This is a genomic window from Rhizobium sp. R693, assembly GCF_002211315.1.
In the GTDB taxonomy this organism is placed as follows: domain Bacteria; phylum Pseudomonadota; class Alphaproteobacteria; order Rhizobiales; family Rhizobiaceae; genus Rhizobium.
In genome coordinates this window covers 374,251-390,328 of the sequence record NZ_LOKY01000023.1, presented here as the reverse complement: position 1 = coordinate 390,328, position 16,078 = coordinate 374,251, and the positions used below count along the sequence as shown (strand labels likewise).

Genomic DNA, 16,078 nt, shown 5'->3' with positions numbered 1-16,078 from the left:
ATGGTCGAGCAGCACCGGCCGAGGGTTTTGACCATCCCAGCAGGGCTTCCCTTCCTGAAGACCCTTGCCGAAAGCCTCTGTGACGGCAGGCTGACGCGCCGTTTCAGGTATGATCCCGACGACCCTCTGTCGCTTTCAAAGATGACCATCTATCTGCCGACGAGGCGCGCTGCACGCGTGCTCCGCTCCGAGTTCGTCGACCTTCTTGGCGGCCGATCGGCAATTTTGCCGGTCATCCGGCCGCTTGGCGAAACAGACGACGACAGCGGGTATTTCGATGAAGCCCTGCCGGCGACTTTGGATCTCGCGCAGCCGCTATCGAACACCGCCCGTCTGCTCGAGCTCGCACGCCTCATCCTTGCCTGGCGAAACAAACTGCCGGAGATCGTCCGCAGCATCCATTCCGATTCGCCACTCGTCGCGCCCGCGAGCCCTGCCGATGCCATTTGGCTTGCGCGCAATCTTGCGGAATTAATCGACGCCATCGAGACCGAAGATCGGGATTGGAGCGAACTGTCTTGCCTGAACGCGAAAGACTATGCGCTCTGGTGGCAGCTGACCGCCGAATTCCTGCAGATCGCCAGTGCTTTTTGGCCCGAAAGATTGAACGAGCTCGGCAAGTCGTCTCCCGCGAGGCACCGCAACGCTATCCTTCGTGCGGAAGCAAATCGCTTTGCGACAGTCCCCCCGATGGGACCCATCATCATTGCTGGATCGACGGGCTCGGTGCCTGCGACAGCCGACCTGATTGCGGCGGTGGCCAGTCTTCAGGATGGCGTCATCGTGCTGCCGGGTCTCGACCTCGGCATGTCCAAAAGGCATTGGCGATTGGTGGCGCCGGAAGATCGGAAAGATCAGCTGGCGGATCCGGCAAGCCGCAGCCACTCGCAATATGGCCTCGCTCAACTGCTGAAGCGACTGAACCTTACTCGCGACGACGTGATGCCGCTGGCGGAGCCAGCCGAGGACTTGCGGCAGCGCAGTGAAATCCTCTCGCATGCGCTCTCGCCGGCCGAAGCCACCAGTGATTGGGGCACGTGGAAGGCGGGCCTGTCCGATACGGCCATTTCTTCGGCATTCGCGGACGTCTCGCTGATCGAAGCGGGCAATGAACGAGAGGAGGCCACTGCCATCGCCATCGCGCTCCGCCTGGCGCTCGAACGCCCCGGCAAGGACGGCGAGAGCCGCGCGGCATTGATCACACCTGATCGAAATCTGGCGCGCCGCGTAACCACGGAATTGTCACGCTTCGGCATCGTTGCCGACGATTCCGCTGGCACCCCCCTGTCAGCGACACCGCAGGGAACATTGCTGCAACTGCTGCTCGAGGCAACGCTTCGCCCGGGCGATCCTGTCGCCATCGTGGGCTTGCTCAAGCATCCGCTGGCACACTTCGGGCTGGAGCGCAGCGCGCTTGTCGAGGCGGTAACGGCACTTGAGCTTCTGGCGCTGCGCGGTGGCGTCGCCGACGTCGACATCGCCGCACTGGAGCCGCTTCTCGAGCAACAGTTGTTGGAGCAGGCTTTGGATCGCCATGCGCCGCAATGGCGCAAAGCGCTCCCCGCCGATGCCATCGACCGTGCGCGGGAGCTTGCCCGCCGGGTTGCCGCGGCCACCGAACCGCTGGCATCCGCGCTTGTCAGAAGCCTGCCCGAAGAACGTGGCCTGACGACCAGCTTCGCGCTTTCCGACTGGGCAAGACGCACCGGGCGCGCGCTGGAGGCGGTAGCGAGCGACGAGCGTGGCGACCTTGCCGGGCTATGGTCGGGCGAGGCCGGTGACACGCTGGCCTCAGTACTCGGCGAAGTCATCGAAACCGAAGGGCAGATCGACGCCAACGGTCCGCAGTGGATCGATATCGTCACGGCACTCTTGGCGGGACAGGCGGCAAAACCACGGGCGCTGAGCCATCCAAGACTGTTCATCTTCGGCACGCTGGAAGCGCGCCTCCAGAGTGTGGACACGCTCATCCTTGGAGGGCTGAACGAAGGATCGTGGCCGGGTCAGACGTCCAACAATCCCTTCGTCTCCCGCACGATGAAGACGGAGATTGGCCTGGAGCCACCGGAGCGGCGAATCGGCCAACTGGCTCACGATTTTGAAATGGCGAATGGGACGCGTCATCTCATCTACTCGCGCGCCCTCAGACAAGGTTCGACGCCGACGGTCGCGTCGCGCTGGCTGCAACGACTGCTTGCCTTTGGCGGTAAGGCGTTCGAAGCCGAACTCAAAAGCCGCGGTGACAGCTTTGTGCACTGGGCAAACCTGGTTGACCAAGGCGACCGACAGGCGCCCGCGCAGCGTCCAAGTCCGACGCCGCCGCGGGAGATGCAGCCGAAGTCGTACTCGTTCAGTGAAGTCGGGCGCTTGCGCCGCGACCCTTATGCGATCTATGCGCGCCGCGTTCTGCGGCTTGATCCCGTCGCGCCGTTCAACCGAGATCCTGGCGCCGCAGAGCGCGGAACGCTCTATCACAAGATCATCGACCGCTTCGTACGCGAAGGCCACGTCGCCGGAACACGCGCAGCGGAAACGGCGATGGAGATTATTCTGACCGAGCTTTTCGATACGGAGCAGCTCCCCGCGCACATTGATGCAGTTTGGCGTCCGCGTTTCCGGGAAGTTGCCCGCTCGTTTCTTGAGTGGGAGGCGGAGCGACAGCCAGGCATTCGAAGAACGCTGACAGAGGTGCGTGGCGGTGTCGAGTTGGAGCCCATCAATATCCGGCTCAGCGGCGTCGCCGACCGGATCGATATCACAGGAACAGGCACTGCGGACATCATCGATTACAAGACTGGGCATAATCCCTCGCCGGCTCAGGCACGTGCACTTCTCGATCCCCAGTTGGCGCTTGAGGCGGCCGCGCTCAACGCCGGCGCCTTCCGGGATGCGGGTAGTCTGGTTCCACAGGATCTTCTCTATGTGCGTTTGCGGCCGGGAAATCGATTCGACGTCGATAAGGTCAACAACGAGACATCGGCCAGGAGCGACAAGGCGAAGTCGGCGATGGATCTGGCCGCGGACTCGATCGACCAATTAGTAAAGTTCGTGTCGCTTCTACAGTCGGGCGAGAAGGGCTTCACCTCGCGGCTCGTGCCGGCACAACAGTTTGACTTCGGTGGCGACTACGATCACCTGGCACGCGTGTCCGAATGGTCAGCTGCCGAAAGCGAAGAGGCAACCGGCGATGAATGACGAACCATCATTGCCCGAGGACGACGATCCCCTCGCCTGGACGAGTTGGACGACGATCCAGCAATCGATTGCATCCGATCCGCAACGCTCCGCCTGGGTTTCGGCGAACGCCGGCTCCGGAAAGACTCACGTTCTGACGCAGCGCGTCATTCGGCTGCTGCTTGCCGGAGCGCGGCCGTCGGCAATCCTCTGCCTCACCTATACAAAGGCAGCGGCCTCGGAAATGTCGAACCGCGTCTTCGAGCGGCTCGCAGAGTGGGCCGTTCTGCCGGACGACGAGCTTGAAGAGCGGATCGCGCGGATCGAGGGCAAGGCGCCGGATGCCCTGAAGCGTGCGGAAGCAAGGCGGCTTTTTGCCAAAGCGCTCGAGACACCAGGCGGCCTGAAGATCCAGACCATTCACGCATTTTGCGAGGCCTTGCTGCATCAGTTTCCACTGGAAGCCAACGTGGCCGGGCACTTTTCGGTGCTCGATGATCGCGCAGCCGCAACGCTCTTGGCGGATGCACGGCGATCCCTCCTCACCGCGACGACACCAGGGGATGATTCGGCGCTCGCCGAGGCCTTTGGCTATGTCCTCAATCTCGGCGATGAATCGGGGCTGGAAAATCTGCTGGAAGAGATCATTGCCAATCGCAACGCGATCCAGACCTTTACGCGAGATGCAGAACGCAAAGGCGGTCTCGATGCCGTGCTGCGCAAGAAGCTTCGCCTTTCCGCCAATGACACGACAACTGGAATCGCCGAGGAATACTGGCCGCTTCCGGGCCTGCGCGGCAGTGTACTCGACCTGTATTTGGATGTTGCCGGCCAGAAGGGTGGCGCCAAGGCGCAGGATATCGCAGCCGGCTTAAGGTCGGCAGCACGCGAGCGCGAACCGACACGCCGCGCTTCGCTGCTGGAGAAGATCTTCCTGACTGGCAAGGGAGAACCGAAGGCGGATTCGCAGTTTGTCGTGAAGGCGATGTTGAACGAAGCGCCCGAACTCGTTGATGCTCTGGCAACGGCGCGAGCGCACGTCGTGTTGTGCCGAGATCGGTTGAAAACGGCGCGTATGTACGAGGCAACGCGCGCGGCGCTGATCCTCGCAGACCGTCTCAACAAGGATTATGACGACCTCAAGAAACAGCGCAGCCAACTCGATTTCGAGGATCTGATAACGCGGACCGCCGAGCTCTTGAACAAGAGCGATGTCGGCCCGTGGATCCACTACAAGCTCGACCAGGGCATCGATCATATTCTCGTCGACGAAGCGCAGGATACGAGCCCGATCCAGTGGAGCGTCATCCAATCGCTGGCCGAAGACTTCTTTTCAGGCGAAAGCGCCCGCAATGCGGTGCGAACCCTGTTTGCCGTTGGCGATGAAAAGCAATCCATCTACTCGTTCCAGGGCGCTCGTCCCGAGCGCTTCTCGGAGGAAAGCCAGCAGACGCGCCGGCGCGTCTCCCAAAGCGGACTCGCCTTCTCGACGGTCCGGCTTCCGCTCTCGTTCCGATCGACCTCGGATGTCCTCGCCGCCGTCGACCATATCTTCACGCCGGCCGAAAATGCTCGTGGGCTGAGCGCGACGGGCGAGCCGGTGGTTCATCGTTCCAACCGCATCGGCCACCCCGGCGCAGTCGACCTCTGGGAGATGGTCGCGCCTGAGGTGGCGATCAAGGAAGAAGACTGGACCGCACCTTTTGATGCGACGCCGGAGAGTGCCCCGCCATCCATTCTCGCGCGTCGCATCGCTCATGCGATTGGCAATCTGGTGGGTAGGGAAACCATTGTCGAGAAGGGCAAAGAGAGGCTGATCGAGGCCGGCGATATCCTCGTCCTCGTGCGCAAGCGCGACGCTTTCGTCAACGCATTGACACGTGCGCTGAAGCGGCGTGGCGACATACCGGTTGCCGGCGCCGATCGCCTGCGCCTGACAAGCCACATCGCAGTTCAGGACCTCGTGGCGCTCGGCCGCTTCCTGCTACTGCCCGAAGATGACCTTTCCCTGGCCGCGCTCATGAAGAGCCCGCTTCTCGATCTGAGCGAAGAGGACGTGTTTGCAGTTGCCGCGCTTCGTTCGGAGGGCGAGAGTGCGTGGGTGCATGTGCAGAAGTTCGCCGCCGACGGCAGTGCGCGCTTCGAGACGGCGGTCTCGCGCCTCAAGCTTTTCCTGGATGAATCCAAGAGCCTGTCGGTCCACGACTTCTATGCGCGCGTTCTCGGATGCCACGGCGGGCGACGACAATTCCTTGCCCGGCTTGGAACCGAGGTGAGCGATATTCTCGATGAATTCTTGACGTTCGCGCTCGATCACGAAAGTTCGGGCCTGCCCGGTCTGCAATCCTTCATATCGACGCTTGAGATCGAAGCGCCAGAGGTAAAACGCGAGCAGGACAAGGGTCGCAACGAGGTCCGGATCATGACCGTGCACGCATCAAAGGGCCTTGAGGCACCGATCGTGTTCCTTGTCGATGGTGGATCCAAAGCCTTCACGCACTCGCACATGCCTAAACTTCGGCTGCTGGAGCAGGAGCAGGGCGAACCGCCCATGCCAGCCTGGGTTCCGCTCGGCGATCTCAGCAACTCCCTCACCCAGGCCGACGCGACGCGCATACAGGCGTTGGCGGAACAGGAATACCGGCGCCTGCTCTACGTTGCGATGACCCGAGCTGCCGACCGGCTCACCGTCTGCGGCTATAGGGGCGTCCGGCCCAACACCGACACCTGGCATGCGATGATTTCCGCCGCGATGACAGACAGCCACCCGCACGTGTCGGCAGCGACATTTTCTGGACCGGACGGTAGCTGGGCTGGTATCGAATGGCGGGTTCCGCGAGTCGAGCGGAGCTTTGAACGGCTGGGACGCATCGAACAGACCGCCAGACAAGAGTCCATCCCGGCGGGCCTCGACAGGCCGCTGCCGTCGCGCAAGCAACTGCCTCGCCCGCTGAGCCCATCCGGTGTGGGAACGATCGTTGATGATGGGGCAGACGATCTCCTAGTCGCCTCCCCGCTTTTTGCTGAAAAAGCCAAGCCCGATCGCTCCCTGCAGAAGGGACGGCTTCTCCACCGTATGCTGCAGATGCTGCCGGACGTGCCGCATAGCGAGCAGGCGGATGCGGCCATGCGCTACGCCAGACGCGCCGCGTCTCGCTGGCCGGAGGCCGAGCGACAGCAACTGGTCGATTCAGTATTGAGACTGTTGCGTGACCCTAGCCTTGAGCCGGTGTTCTCTACCCATGCGCAGGCGGAAGTCTCGGTCATGGGCACGCTGGCGATCGGCGGAGTGGATCACGCCGTCTCGGGCCGCGTCGATCGGATGGCTGTGTTCGACGATCGCGTCGTCGTACTCGACTACAAGACCAATCGCGTCCCGCCGCAGACCGCAGAGACGATCTCTTTTGCCCACAAGGCGCAGCTCGCCATCTATCGAGAGATCCTGGCGCCGCTCTATCCTGGCAAGCGCATCGATTGCGTGCTCGTCTACACCGAAAACGGTTCCGTTCACACGCTGACGCCGGATGCTCTGGCGTCGGCGCTTGCGCAACTCGAGACAAAGTGAAATACCGGACATTGAAATTCCCGCACCGCACGCTCACATGTGCTTCAACAGGAATCCCTAAAGGAGCAGCCTATGGCTACCGTAAAAGTCGATATCAACAACTTCCAGTCGGAAGTTCTGGAATCCGCAGAACCCGTCGTCGTCGATTTCTGGGCTGAATGGTGCGGCCCGTGCAAGATGATCGCCCCCAGCCTCGAGGAACTCGCCGTCGAGTTTCAGGGCAAGGTGAAGGTCGCCAAGCTCAACATCGATGAGAACCCGGAACTTGCCGCTCAGTTTGGCGTCCGTTCCATTCCGACGCTTGCCATGTTCAAGGCCGGCGAAGTTGCTGACATCAAGGTTGGCGCTGCCCCAAAGACCGCTCTTTCGAGCTGGATCTCCAGCGCCGCCTAATTTGTCCATAAACAGAAGAAGAAGCCCGGCATTTGACCGGGCTTTTTTTATTTCGGGGGTGTGCCGTTGTCAGCAAGAACATCGCCGACGAGATAGAGAGAACCGCCGATCAGGATGCGCGGCGGATGGGCCTGTTCGAAAGCGCCTTCTTTGATTGCCTCCAACGCGTCGCTGACGGTCGACATCGGTTCCGCGACGAGGCCGGCATCATAGGCGGCATTCGCGAGGATAACCGGATCGATCATCGCGTCGCTGCCACGAATCGGCACGCAATAGACCTTCTCCGCCAAGCCCTTGAAAGCCTTGAAATAGCCCACCGGATCCTTGGTGTTGATCATGCCGATGATCAGAAAGAGCGGCCGCGGCTGCTTTTCCTCGAAATTCGCCATTGCTTCGGCGATGACTTCGCCGGCGCCGGGATTGTGGCCGCCATCGACCCAGATTTCCGCCTTTGCCGGAGCATTGGCCATCAGGTGTCCGTCGCCCAGACGCTGAAGACGACCAGGCCATTCGACCGACAGCAGCGCCTTTTCCATCATCGTTTCGGTGACCGTGAAGCCGGCAGCCTTGACAGCGCGGATCGCCGCAGCGGCATTGGCATACTGGTGGCGGCCGGGAAGCCGCGGCAGCGGAAGATCCGCGAGACCGAACTCATCCTGGTAGACGAGCCGCCCATACTCCTCGTGCGCCATGTAGTCCTGACCAAAGACGGCCGTCGGGCAGTTTAGCCGTTCGGCGGTCGACATCAGCACGTCGAGCGCGGCATCATATTCCTGCTTGCCGATGACAACGGGATGCCCGCGTTTCATGATGCCGGCCTTCTCCGCCGCGATCAGCTCAACGCGATCACCAAGGTAAGGCTGATGGTCTAGCGAGATCGGCATGATGACCGAAACGGCGGGATCGGAGATGACGTTCGTCGCATCGAACCGGCCGCCGAGGCCAACCTCGATAATGGCGGCATCAGCCGGATGCTCTGAAAACAAAATGAAGGTGACAGCCGTCAGGATCTCGAAAACAGTGATCTTCTGTCCATCATTGGCAGCCGCGACACGTCGCACGGCCTCGGCAAAAACGGCATCATCCACCAACTGCCCGCGACCGCCTGTGACACCGATCCTATAGCGTTCGTGCCAGTTTACGAGATGCGGAGAAGTATGGACATGGGCGCTGTAGCCGCCAGCTTCCAGCAGGGCGCGGCTAAAGGCCGTCACCGAGCCCTTGCCGTTCGTGCCAGCCACATGAATGACGGGCGGCAGCTTCTTCTGCGGATCACCAAGAACGGAAAGCAGGCGGGTAATACGGTCCAGGGACAGATCAAAGCCCTTGGGATGCAATCCCATGAGCTTATCGATTTCCTGCGCTGCTTCGCTCACTACGGCTTGGCCCCTTGGTATCATCGCGCGACCCGCCTAATTGGATCAGGCGCTCGCGGCTATCGCGAGCGTCCCGCTTTCCTTGTTGAGGTTTGCCGCAGGCTTCTTGGTCAGGATTTTCAGGACACGCGCCAGCGTATCCGGAATATCGTGGCGCTTGACCACCATATCGACCATGCCGTGTTCCAGCAGGTATTCCGACGTCTGGAAGCCTTCCGGTAGCTTTTCGCGGATCGTCTGCTCAATGACGCGCTTGCCGGCAAAGCAGATTTCCGCGCCAGGCTCTGCAAGATGCAGATCGCCGAGCATCGCATAAGACGCTGTAACACCACCCGTGGTCGGGTTTGTCAGAACGACGATGTAGGGAAGTCCCGCTTCCTTCAGCATGTCGACGGCAACCGTCGTGCGCGGCAGCTGCATGAGCGACAGGATACCTTCCTGCATGCGAGCCCCGCCCGAAGCAGGGAACATGACCAGCGGGCATTTTTCGGCGATGGCGCGCTCGAATGCCTTCACGATTGCCTCACCGGCCGCAATGCCGAGCGAACCGCCCATGAAGTTGAACTCATGAACAACAGCCACGAGCTTCAGGCCACGAACCTTGCCGACACCGGAAACGATCGTGTCTTCCTGCTCGGTCTTGATGCGGCTGTCCTTCAGGCGATCCGTATATTTCTTGGAATCGCGAAACTTCAGCGGGTCCTGCGCGACCTTCGGCTGGACAAGCGCTTCATAGGCACCGTCATCGAAAAGATCGGCAAGGCGAGCCTTCGCCGGCATCTTCATGTGATAGCCGGAGGCCGGAATGACCCACTTATTGTCTTCCAGATCCTTGTGGAAGACCATCTCACCCGTTTCCGGGCACTTGATCCAGAGGTTCTCCGGCACTTCGCGGCGGCCCAGCATGGAATTGATGCGGGGGCGGACGTAGTTGGTGATCCAGTTCAAGTCGAAAACTCCTGATTGACTCTTGCCAATGTGGGGAAACTATTCGGCAGCAACAAGGCGCGCCGAACGTGTACCCGTTGACAGTCCACGAACAAGCGTGGCGACGGCCTGGACGGTATCGGCGGTCGCCTTCCCATCCTTGGTGAGGCTCGTTGCCACCTGATTGACGATTGCGGTGCCGACAACGACGCCATCGGCCGAGCTGCCGATGACCTTTGCATGGTCGGCGGTCTTGACGCCGAAGCCGACGCAAACCGGCAGATTGGTATGCTGCTTGATGCGCTTGACGGCACCCGATACGAGCGAGGGATCCGGTAGCGCCGACCCGGTGATACCGTTCATCGAGACGTAGTAGACGAAACCGGACGTGTTCCGCAGAACGGTCAGCAAACGCTTCTCGTCGGTCGTCGGTGTTGCCAGACGAATAAAATTGATCCCCTTCTTGAGGGCGGGGATGCAGAGTTCGTCATCCATTTCAGGCGGAAGATCGACGACGATCAGGCCATCGATACCGGCCGCCAGCGCGTCATCCAGGAACTTCTCCACGCCATAGATGTAGATCGGGTTGTAGTATCCCATCATCACGATCGGCGTCGCGTCATCGGTCTTGCGGAAATCGGCGGCGAGCTGCAGCGTCTTCTTCAGCGTCTGGCCACTCTTGAGCGCGCGCTGGCCAGCCATCTGGATCGCCGGGCCGTCGGCCATCGGATCGGAGAAAGGCATTCCGAGCTCGATGACATCGGAACCCGCCTCCGGCAGCGCCTTCATGATGCCGAGCGAGGTTTCGTAGTCCGGATCACCGCCCATGAAATAGGTAACGAGTGCCGGCCGGCCTTCCGCCTTCAGATCGGCGAAGCGTTTGTCCATACGTGCGGTCATGACTTACTCACCCATTCCCAGAATCTTGCCGACAGTGAAGATGTCTTTGTCGCCGCGGCCGGAGAGGTTCATCAGGATGATCTCGTCCTTGCCCATCTTCGGGGCGCGCTTGATGACTTCGGCCAGTGCGTGCGACGGCTCCAGCGCCGGAATAATGCCTTCGAGGCGGGTGAGCGTCTGGAAGGCTTCAAGCGCCTCGTGGTCCATGATCGGGACGTATTCGACGCGACCGATGTCGTTCAGGTAGGAATGCTCAGGGCCGATGCCGGGGTAATCGAGACCAGCGGAAATCGAGTGGCCTTCCTTGATCTGGCCGTCGCCGTCCTGCAGCAGGTAGGTTCGGTTGCCGTGAAGAACACCGGGCGAACCCGCGGTGATCGAGGCGCAATGCTCGTCGCCACTCAGGCCCTTGCCGCCAGCTTCGACGCCGACAATCTTGACGCTTTCGTCATCAAGGAACGGATGGAAGATGCCGATCGCGTTCGAACCGCCGCCGACGGCAGCGATGACGAGATCCGGCAGGCGTCCTTCGGCTTCCAGGATTTGCTGACGAGCTTCCGTGCCGATGACGGCCTGGAAATCGCGGACCATTTCCGGATAGGGATGCGGGCCGGCGGCCGTCCCGATCAGGTAGTAGGTGTCGTCGACGTTGGTGACCCAGTCGCGCAGCGCCTCGTTCATGGCATCCTTCAGCGTGCCGTGGCCGGCAGTCACCGGCTTTACTTCAGCACCGAGGAGCTTCATTCGGAACACGTTCGGCGCCTGACGCTCGACGTCGGTTGCGCCCATGTAAACGACGCAGGGAAGGCCGAAACGGGCAGCGACGGTTGCGGAGGCAACACCATGCTGGCCGGCGCCGGTTTCGGCGATGATCCTCGTCTTGCCCATACGCTTGGCAAGCAGGATCTGGCCAATGCAGTTGTTGATCTTGTGCGAGCCGGTGTGGTTCAGCTCTTCGCGCTTAAAGTAGATCTTCGCGCCGCCGAGCTCAGCCGTCAGACGCTCAGCGAAATAGAGCGGGCTCGGGCGGCCAATATAATGGGTGCCAAGCTGCTTCAGCTCTGCCTGAAATTCCGGATCGTCCTTTGCCTTGTTCCACTCGTCCTGCAGGTCGAGGATCAAAGGCATCAGCGTCTCGGCGACGAAACGGCCGCCGTAAATGCCGAAACGGCCATCTTCGTCAGGGCCGGAACGGAAGGAATTCGGTTTTGGCGTCTGGTTCACTCTCAACTCCCTGAGGCCGTTTCGGGCTGACAGGCCCATTCGACCGCATCGAAAAACTCATCGATCATTGCCACGTCCTTGACGCCCGGCACGCTTTCGACACCGGAGGACGCATCGATCCCGGGCGCCTTTGTTATGGCGAGCGCCTCGGCAATGTTAGCTTTGTTCAAGCCACCGGAAAGCATGTAATCCACTCTGTCGTCAAGCCAAGAGAGCAGGCTCCAATCGAAGGAAACCCCGTTGCCGCCGGGTAAATCCGATCCCTTCGGAGGCTTGGCATCGAAGAGGAAACGATCGGCAATGCCGATATAGGCCTCCACTCGCTTCAGATCATCGGCCGTCCGCACGGAGAAAGCCTTCATGACCGGCAGCCCATACACCGCCTTGATGGTCAAAACGCGCTCCGGGCTCTCGTCGCCGTGCAATTGAAGAATATCGGGCTTCAAGAGTGCCACGATCTCATCGAGGTCGTCGTTGCTTGGATTGACGGTGACAGCAACGATCTTGGCTTTGCCGCGCGCCGGCTCCGCCAGCTTGCCCGCGATATCGGGCTCGACATAACGCGGGCTCTTTTCAAAGAAGATGAAGCCGATATGAGTGGCACCCCGCGCCAGGGCGCGATCGATCGTTTCGGCCGTCTTCAGCCCACAGATTTTGATATCCGGTTTCATGGCAGCGGAGTGACACGAAAAGCGCTTGGAGTCGAGCCAAATCGCGACAAAAGCTGAATTTTGCGAGGCTTTGGTCAGTCGAATTCGATGGCGTGAAGCTGGCTGCCATGGCGCTTCAACCAGGCCTTCGCCTCTTCCATGTGCGGACAGAGCTTCGTGCAGAGCGCCCAGAAGCGCGGTCCATGGTTCATCTCCCTGAGATGGGCCACTTCATGGGCCGCCAGATAGTCGACGACGGACGGCGGCGCCATGACGATGCGCCAGGAAAAGCTCAAATTTCCCTCCGACGAACAGGACCCCCAGCGGCTGCGGGTATCCTTCATGGAAATCGACCTGATCGGTGCGCTGATCGAACGGGCATGCAGCGTTGCCAGCCGTTCTAGGTCCGCCCTCGCCTCCTTTTTCAGGAAGGTTGCTATGCGGCGTCCGAGATGCTCGGGCATGCCACTGACCTTCAAGACAGGCTTGCCATCGACCACAATCGCTTCCGTCAGTCCGCGAAGGCTGCCCGTGTGATGAATATGGTGCGACACGCCACGAAAGAGGATGGTGCCTCCGTCATGCAAGCCGGAGTCCGCTGAGAACTTGGCAAGCTTGGTGAGCAACCAACCCTGATGACGGTCCAGAAACGCGTTCACCTCACGCTGAGCCAGTCCGCTCGGGATCGTCATCTTCAGAGCACGACCACCGGGTTCGATGCGCAACGTGATACGGGTCGCCCGCTCGTGCTGCTTGATCGTCAACGGCATCAGGCGGCCAGCCACATCGAGCGTCCGGGTCTCGGGCGGAGCGGGCTTCCGGGCACTGCGACGTGGCTTTGCAAGGAGCGGGAACATGGGAATTTTCTATATGATTCGCGGGAATTCTTTGCAAAGAAAAGCCGGCATCATCGATGCCGGTTCAAGTTTCAGTGCTGAACAGTGCTGGAATTAGGGAGTCTGGTATTCTGCTACCGGCCCGTTGTCGTCACGCTTGGCGTTCTTACGATCGCGCATGAAGCGGTCAAACTCTTCCTGGTCCTTGGCGCGGCGCAGCTCGCGTACGTAAGAATCGAATTCCTCACGCATCTCATCAAGCTTGCGGCGTTCCTCTTCCAGCCGGTCGAGCTCGGCCTTGCGCCAATCATCGAAAGCGACATTGCCCGTCGAGAAATGCGGGCGATAGCGGCCATGCGAACGTCGGCAGCCGGCAAAGAATCCATCGGCGGCGCTGTTGGCGTCGCGCTTGAAACCGCGCAGACGCTCCCCGAAGATGATGTAGGCGAGCATGGCGAGACCCAGAGGCCAGAAAACCACGAAGCCGAGGATCATCAGGGCAATGGTAGCCGGAGTCCAATCCGGGCGAAGCAATGCTGACTGGTTCATCGTGCGGTGTCCTCGCATTTTCCGCGTCCGGCGAGATACCGAACGCTGGAATCGATGTGGTTACACCCCTGGCCGGCTTCAAGGCGAGGCGTGTCCAAATCGGACAACGCATTGAAATGAAATCACTAATTCAGGCGACCCTAAATTAACTGGATTTTCCGCCCTTGATAACCCTCTTTACGACAGGCTTTCCTGTCCGCGCGTGTTCCTTCACGAAGTTGACGATGCGCGGCGCGATTTCCCTGCGGAAGCGAGAGCCGTTGAAGACGCCGTAGTGGCCGACATCGGGCTGCAGATAGTGCATGCGCATATTTTCGGGAATGTTGACACAGATCGTCTGCGCGGCCCTTGTCTGGCCGACGCCGGAGATATCGTCGTTCTCCCCTTCTACCGTGAGAAGTGCCACGTTGCGGATCGCAGTAGGATCGACGAGCTTGCCACGGTGGAGGAGTTCGCCCTTCGGCAGGGAGTGCTTGATGAACACCTGGTCGACCGTCTGAAGGTAAAACTCTGCCGTCAAATCCATGACGGCGAGATATTCGTCGTAGAAGTCACGGTGCTTTTCGGCCGGCTCGCCATCGTTCTTCACAAGGTGCATGAAGAATTCCTTGTGCGCTATCACGTGCCGATCGAGGTTCATCGACATGAAGCCGGACAATTGCAGGAAGCCGGGGTAGACCGGGCGCATGAAGCCCGGCTGCGGCCAAGGCACGTTCATGATGACATTATCCGCAAACCACTCCAGCGACCGTTCCTTGGCAAGCTGGTTGACAGCTGTCGGATTGATGCGTGTGTCGATCGGCCCGCCCATCAGGGTCATCGAGGAAGGCGAGAACGGGTCGTTCTCCGCTTCCATCACGGCAGCGGCCGCGAGGACCGGCACGGAAGGCTGACAGACCGCAATCACATGCGTATCCGGACCGAGGAAGCGCAGCATCTCGATGACATAGTCGACGTAGTCGTCAAAATCGAAGGTGCCTTCCGTCATCGGCACCATACGGGCATCTATCCAGTCCGTGATGTAGATGTCGGCGCTTGGCAGCAGCGCTTCGACCGTACCACGCAGCAGCGTCGCATAGTGACCGGACATGGGCGCCACGATAAGTATGCGGGGATCGGGTGCATGACCGCTTGGAACGTTGCGCGCGAAATGGAGCAGATTGCAGAAGGCCCGCGACCATACGATCTCTTCCCGCACCGCAACCTTTCGGTCGCCAATGACGGTATCGGTCAGATCAAACGAAGGCTTGCCGTAGCGACGGGTCGTACGCTCGAACATTTCGAGACTTGCCGCCACCGTACGCCCCCAGGGCGTCTGCGAAATTGGATTGAACGGATTGGCATAGACCATGCGCATGATATCGGCGAAAGCACGATATGGCGCCAATGCAGCATGGTTCAATTCATAAAGCTGATAAAACATGAGATGCGCCACCTTTCTCTAATCTGGAAGACGACGCCGATTGAAAAGGGCACGGGATTCCTTCCAACGACGTGCTGGCACCTTAACGCAGATTAACAGGTTTTTGTTGCGCAGCAACATTGCCATCCGCACCGCAAAAAGAAATGCCGAGGAAATCTCCCCCGGCATGATGGTGCGCTCGAATGTTTAATGATCGCAGAACGGACCTCAGCGATCGGCCAGGAAGGTCTGCTTTTGCGTGCCCAAACCTTCGATACCGAGCTCCACGACATCGCCAGCCTTGAGGAAACGCGGCGGCTTCATGCCCATGCCGACGCCCGGGGGCGTGCCCGTCGAGATCACGTCGCCCGGATGCAGTGACATGAACTGGCTGAGGTAGGACACCACAAAGGCTACGCCATAAACCATCGTTTTCGACGAGCCGTTCTGCATGGTTTCGCCATTAACCTTCAGCCACATGCCGAGGTTTTGCGGGTCGGCGATCTCGTCCTTGGTCACGAGCCAGGGGCCGATCGGACCGAACGTGTCGCAGGACTTTCCCTTGGTCCACTGGCCGGCGCGCTCGGTCTGGAAGGCACGCTCCGAGACGTCGTGGGAAACGCAGTAGCCGGCAACATAATCAAGCGCGTCGGCTTCGCTGACATACTTCGCTGTCTTACCGATGACGACACCGAGTTCCACTTCCCAATCGGTCTTCTCCGAGCCGCGAGGGATAAAGACATTGTCGTTCGGGCCCACGATCGCCGATGTCGCCTTCATGAAGATGACGGGCTCCGGCGGCACGGTAGCTCCGGTTTCGGCAGCGTGATCGGAGAAATTGAGGCCGATGCAGATGAACTTTCCGGTGCCGGCAACACAGGCGCCAATGCGACCCGGTGCAAGTTCGGGCAGGCCCTTCGGATCGACAGCCTTCAGCTTAGCCAGGCCCTCAGGTGAGATCGCATCGCCGCCAATGTCCGAAACGTGCGCCGACAGATCGCGGATCTTGCCATCGGAATCGAGTATCGCCGGCTTTTCGCGACCAACCTCTCCAACACGCATAAGCTTCATGACATTTCCTC

At 60.4% G+C, this 16,078-nt stretch carries 12 protein-coding genes; 3 read left to right on the top strand and 9 right to left on the bottom strand.

Annotated elements, in window-relative coordinates:
- The 3 genes from addB to trxA all read left to right on the top strand — a co-directional run bounded on the left by addB (position 1) and on the right by trxA (position 7,132).
- A complete protein-coding gene (gene addB / locus ATY79_RS19475) occupies positions 1–3,195 on the top strand; it encodes a double-strand break repair protein AddB (RefSeq protein ID WP_088704628.1) in 3,195 nt (1,064 codons plus the stop codon).
- A complete protein-coding gene (gene addA, locus ATY79_RS19470; RefSeq protein WP_088693201.1) occupies positions 3,188–6,739 on the top strand; it encodes a double-strand break repair helicase AddA in 3,552 nt (1,183 codons plus the stop codon). Before addB ends, addA begins: the two co-directional genes overlap by 8 nt.
- Positions 6,740–6,811: 72 nt before the next feature.
- A complete protein-coding gene (gene trxA / locus ATY79_RS19465) occupies positions 6,812–7,132 on the top strand; it encodes a thioredoxin (protein WP_007528746.1) in 321 nt (106 codons plus the stop codon).
- A 47-nt stretch (positions 7,133–7,179) separates the two neighbouring features.
- Here trxA and ATY79_RS19460 read toward each other — a convergent pair whose 3' ends face one another.
- The 9 genes from ATY79_RS19460 to ATY79_RS19420 all read right to left on the bottom strand — a co-directional run bounded on the left by ATY79_RS19460 (position 7,180) and on the right by ATY79_RS19420 (position 16,067).
- On the bottom strand, positions 7,180–8,532 hold the full coding sequence (locus tag ATY79_RS19460) for a folylpolyglutamate synthase/dihydrofolate synthase family protein (protein WP_088693200.1): 1,353 nt from the start codon (positions 8,530–8,532) through the stop codon (positions 7,180–7,182).
- Positions 8,533–8,553: 21 nt separating this feature from the next.
- Complete coding sequence (gene accD / locus ATY79_RS19455; RefSeq protein ID WP_088693199.1) at positions 8,554–9,456, bottom strand: acetyl-CoA carboxylase, carboxyltransferase subunit beta; 903 nt, start codon at positions 9,454–9,456, stop codon at positions 8,554–8,556.
- A 39-nt stretch (positions 9,457–9,495) separates the two neighbouring features.
- A complete protein-coding gene (gene trpA, locus ATY79_RS19450; protein WP_088693198.1) occupies positions 9,496–10,335 on the bottom strand; it encodes a tryptophan synthase subunit alpha in 840 nt (279 codons plus the stop codon).
- Between the two features lie 3 nt (positions 10,336–10,338).
- On the bottom strand, positions 10,339–11,559 hold the full coding sequence (gene trpB / locus ATY79_RS19445; RefSeq protein ID WP_088693197.1) for a tryptophan synthase subunit beta: 1,221 nt from the start codon (positions 11,557–11,559) through the stop codon (positions 10,339–10,341).
- A 2-nt stretch (positions 11,560–11,561) separates the two neighbouring features.
- Entirely contained in the window at positions 11,562–12,230 is a 669-nt protein-coding gene (locus tag ATY79_RS19440; protein WP_088693196.1) for a phosphoribosylanthranilate isomerase, read from the bottom strand.
- Positions 12,231–12,304: 74 nt separating this feature from the next.
- Positions 12,305–13,066, bottom strand: a complete 762-nt coding sequence (locus ATY79_RS19435; RefSeq protein ID WP_088704627.1) for a SprT family zinc-dependent metalloprotease — start codon at positions 13,064–13,066, stop codon at positions 12,305–12,307.
- 93 nt (positions 13,067–13,159) lie between these two features.
- Positions 13,160–13,594 carry a DUF2852 domain-containing protein gene (locus ATY79_RS19430; protein WP_088693194.1) on the bottom strand — a complete coding sequence of 145 codons (435 nt, stop codon included), beginning with the start codon at positions 13,592–13,594 and terminating at the stop codon, positions 13,160–13,162.
- 145 nt (positions 13,595–13,739) lie between these two features.
- Positions 13,740–15,017 carry a polyhydroxyalkanoate depolymerase gene (locus tag ATY79_RS19425; protein WP_088693193.1) on the bottom strand — a complete coding sequence of 426 codons (1,278 nt, stop codon included), beginning with the start codon at positions 15,015–15,017 and terminating at the stop codon, positions 13,740–13,742.
- Between the two features lie 207 nt (positions 15,018–15,224).
- The gene (locus ATY79_RS19420; RefSeq protein ID WP_088693192.1) at positions 15,225–16,067 is read right to left on the bottom strand and encodes a fumarylacetoacetate hydrolase family protein; all 843 of its coding nucleotides are present in this window, start codon (positions 16,065–16,067) and stop codon (positions 15,225–15,227) included.
- Positions 16,068–16,078 lie beyond the last annotated feature (11 nt).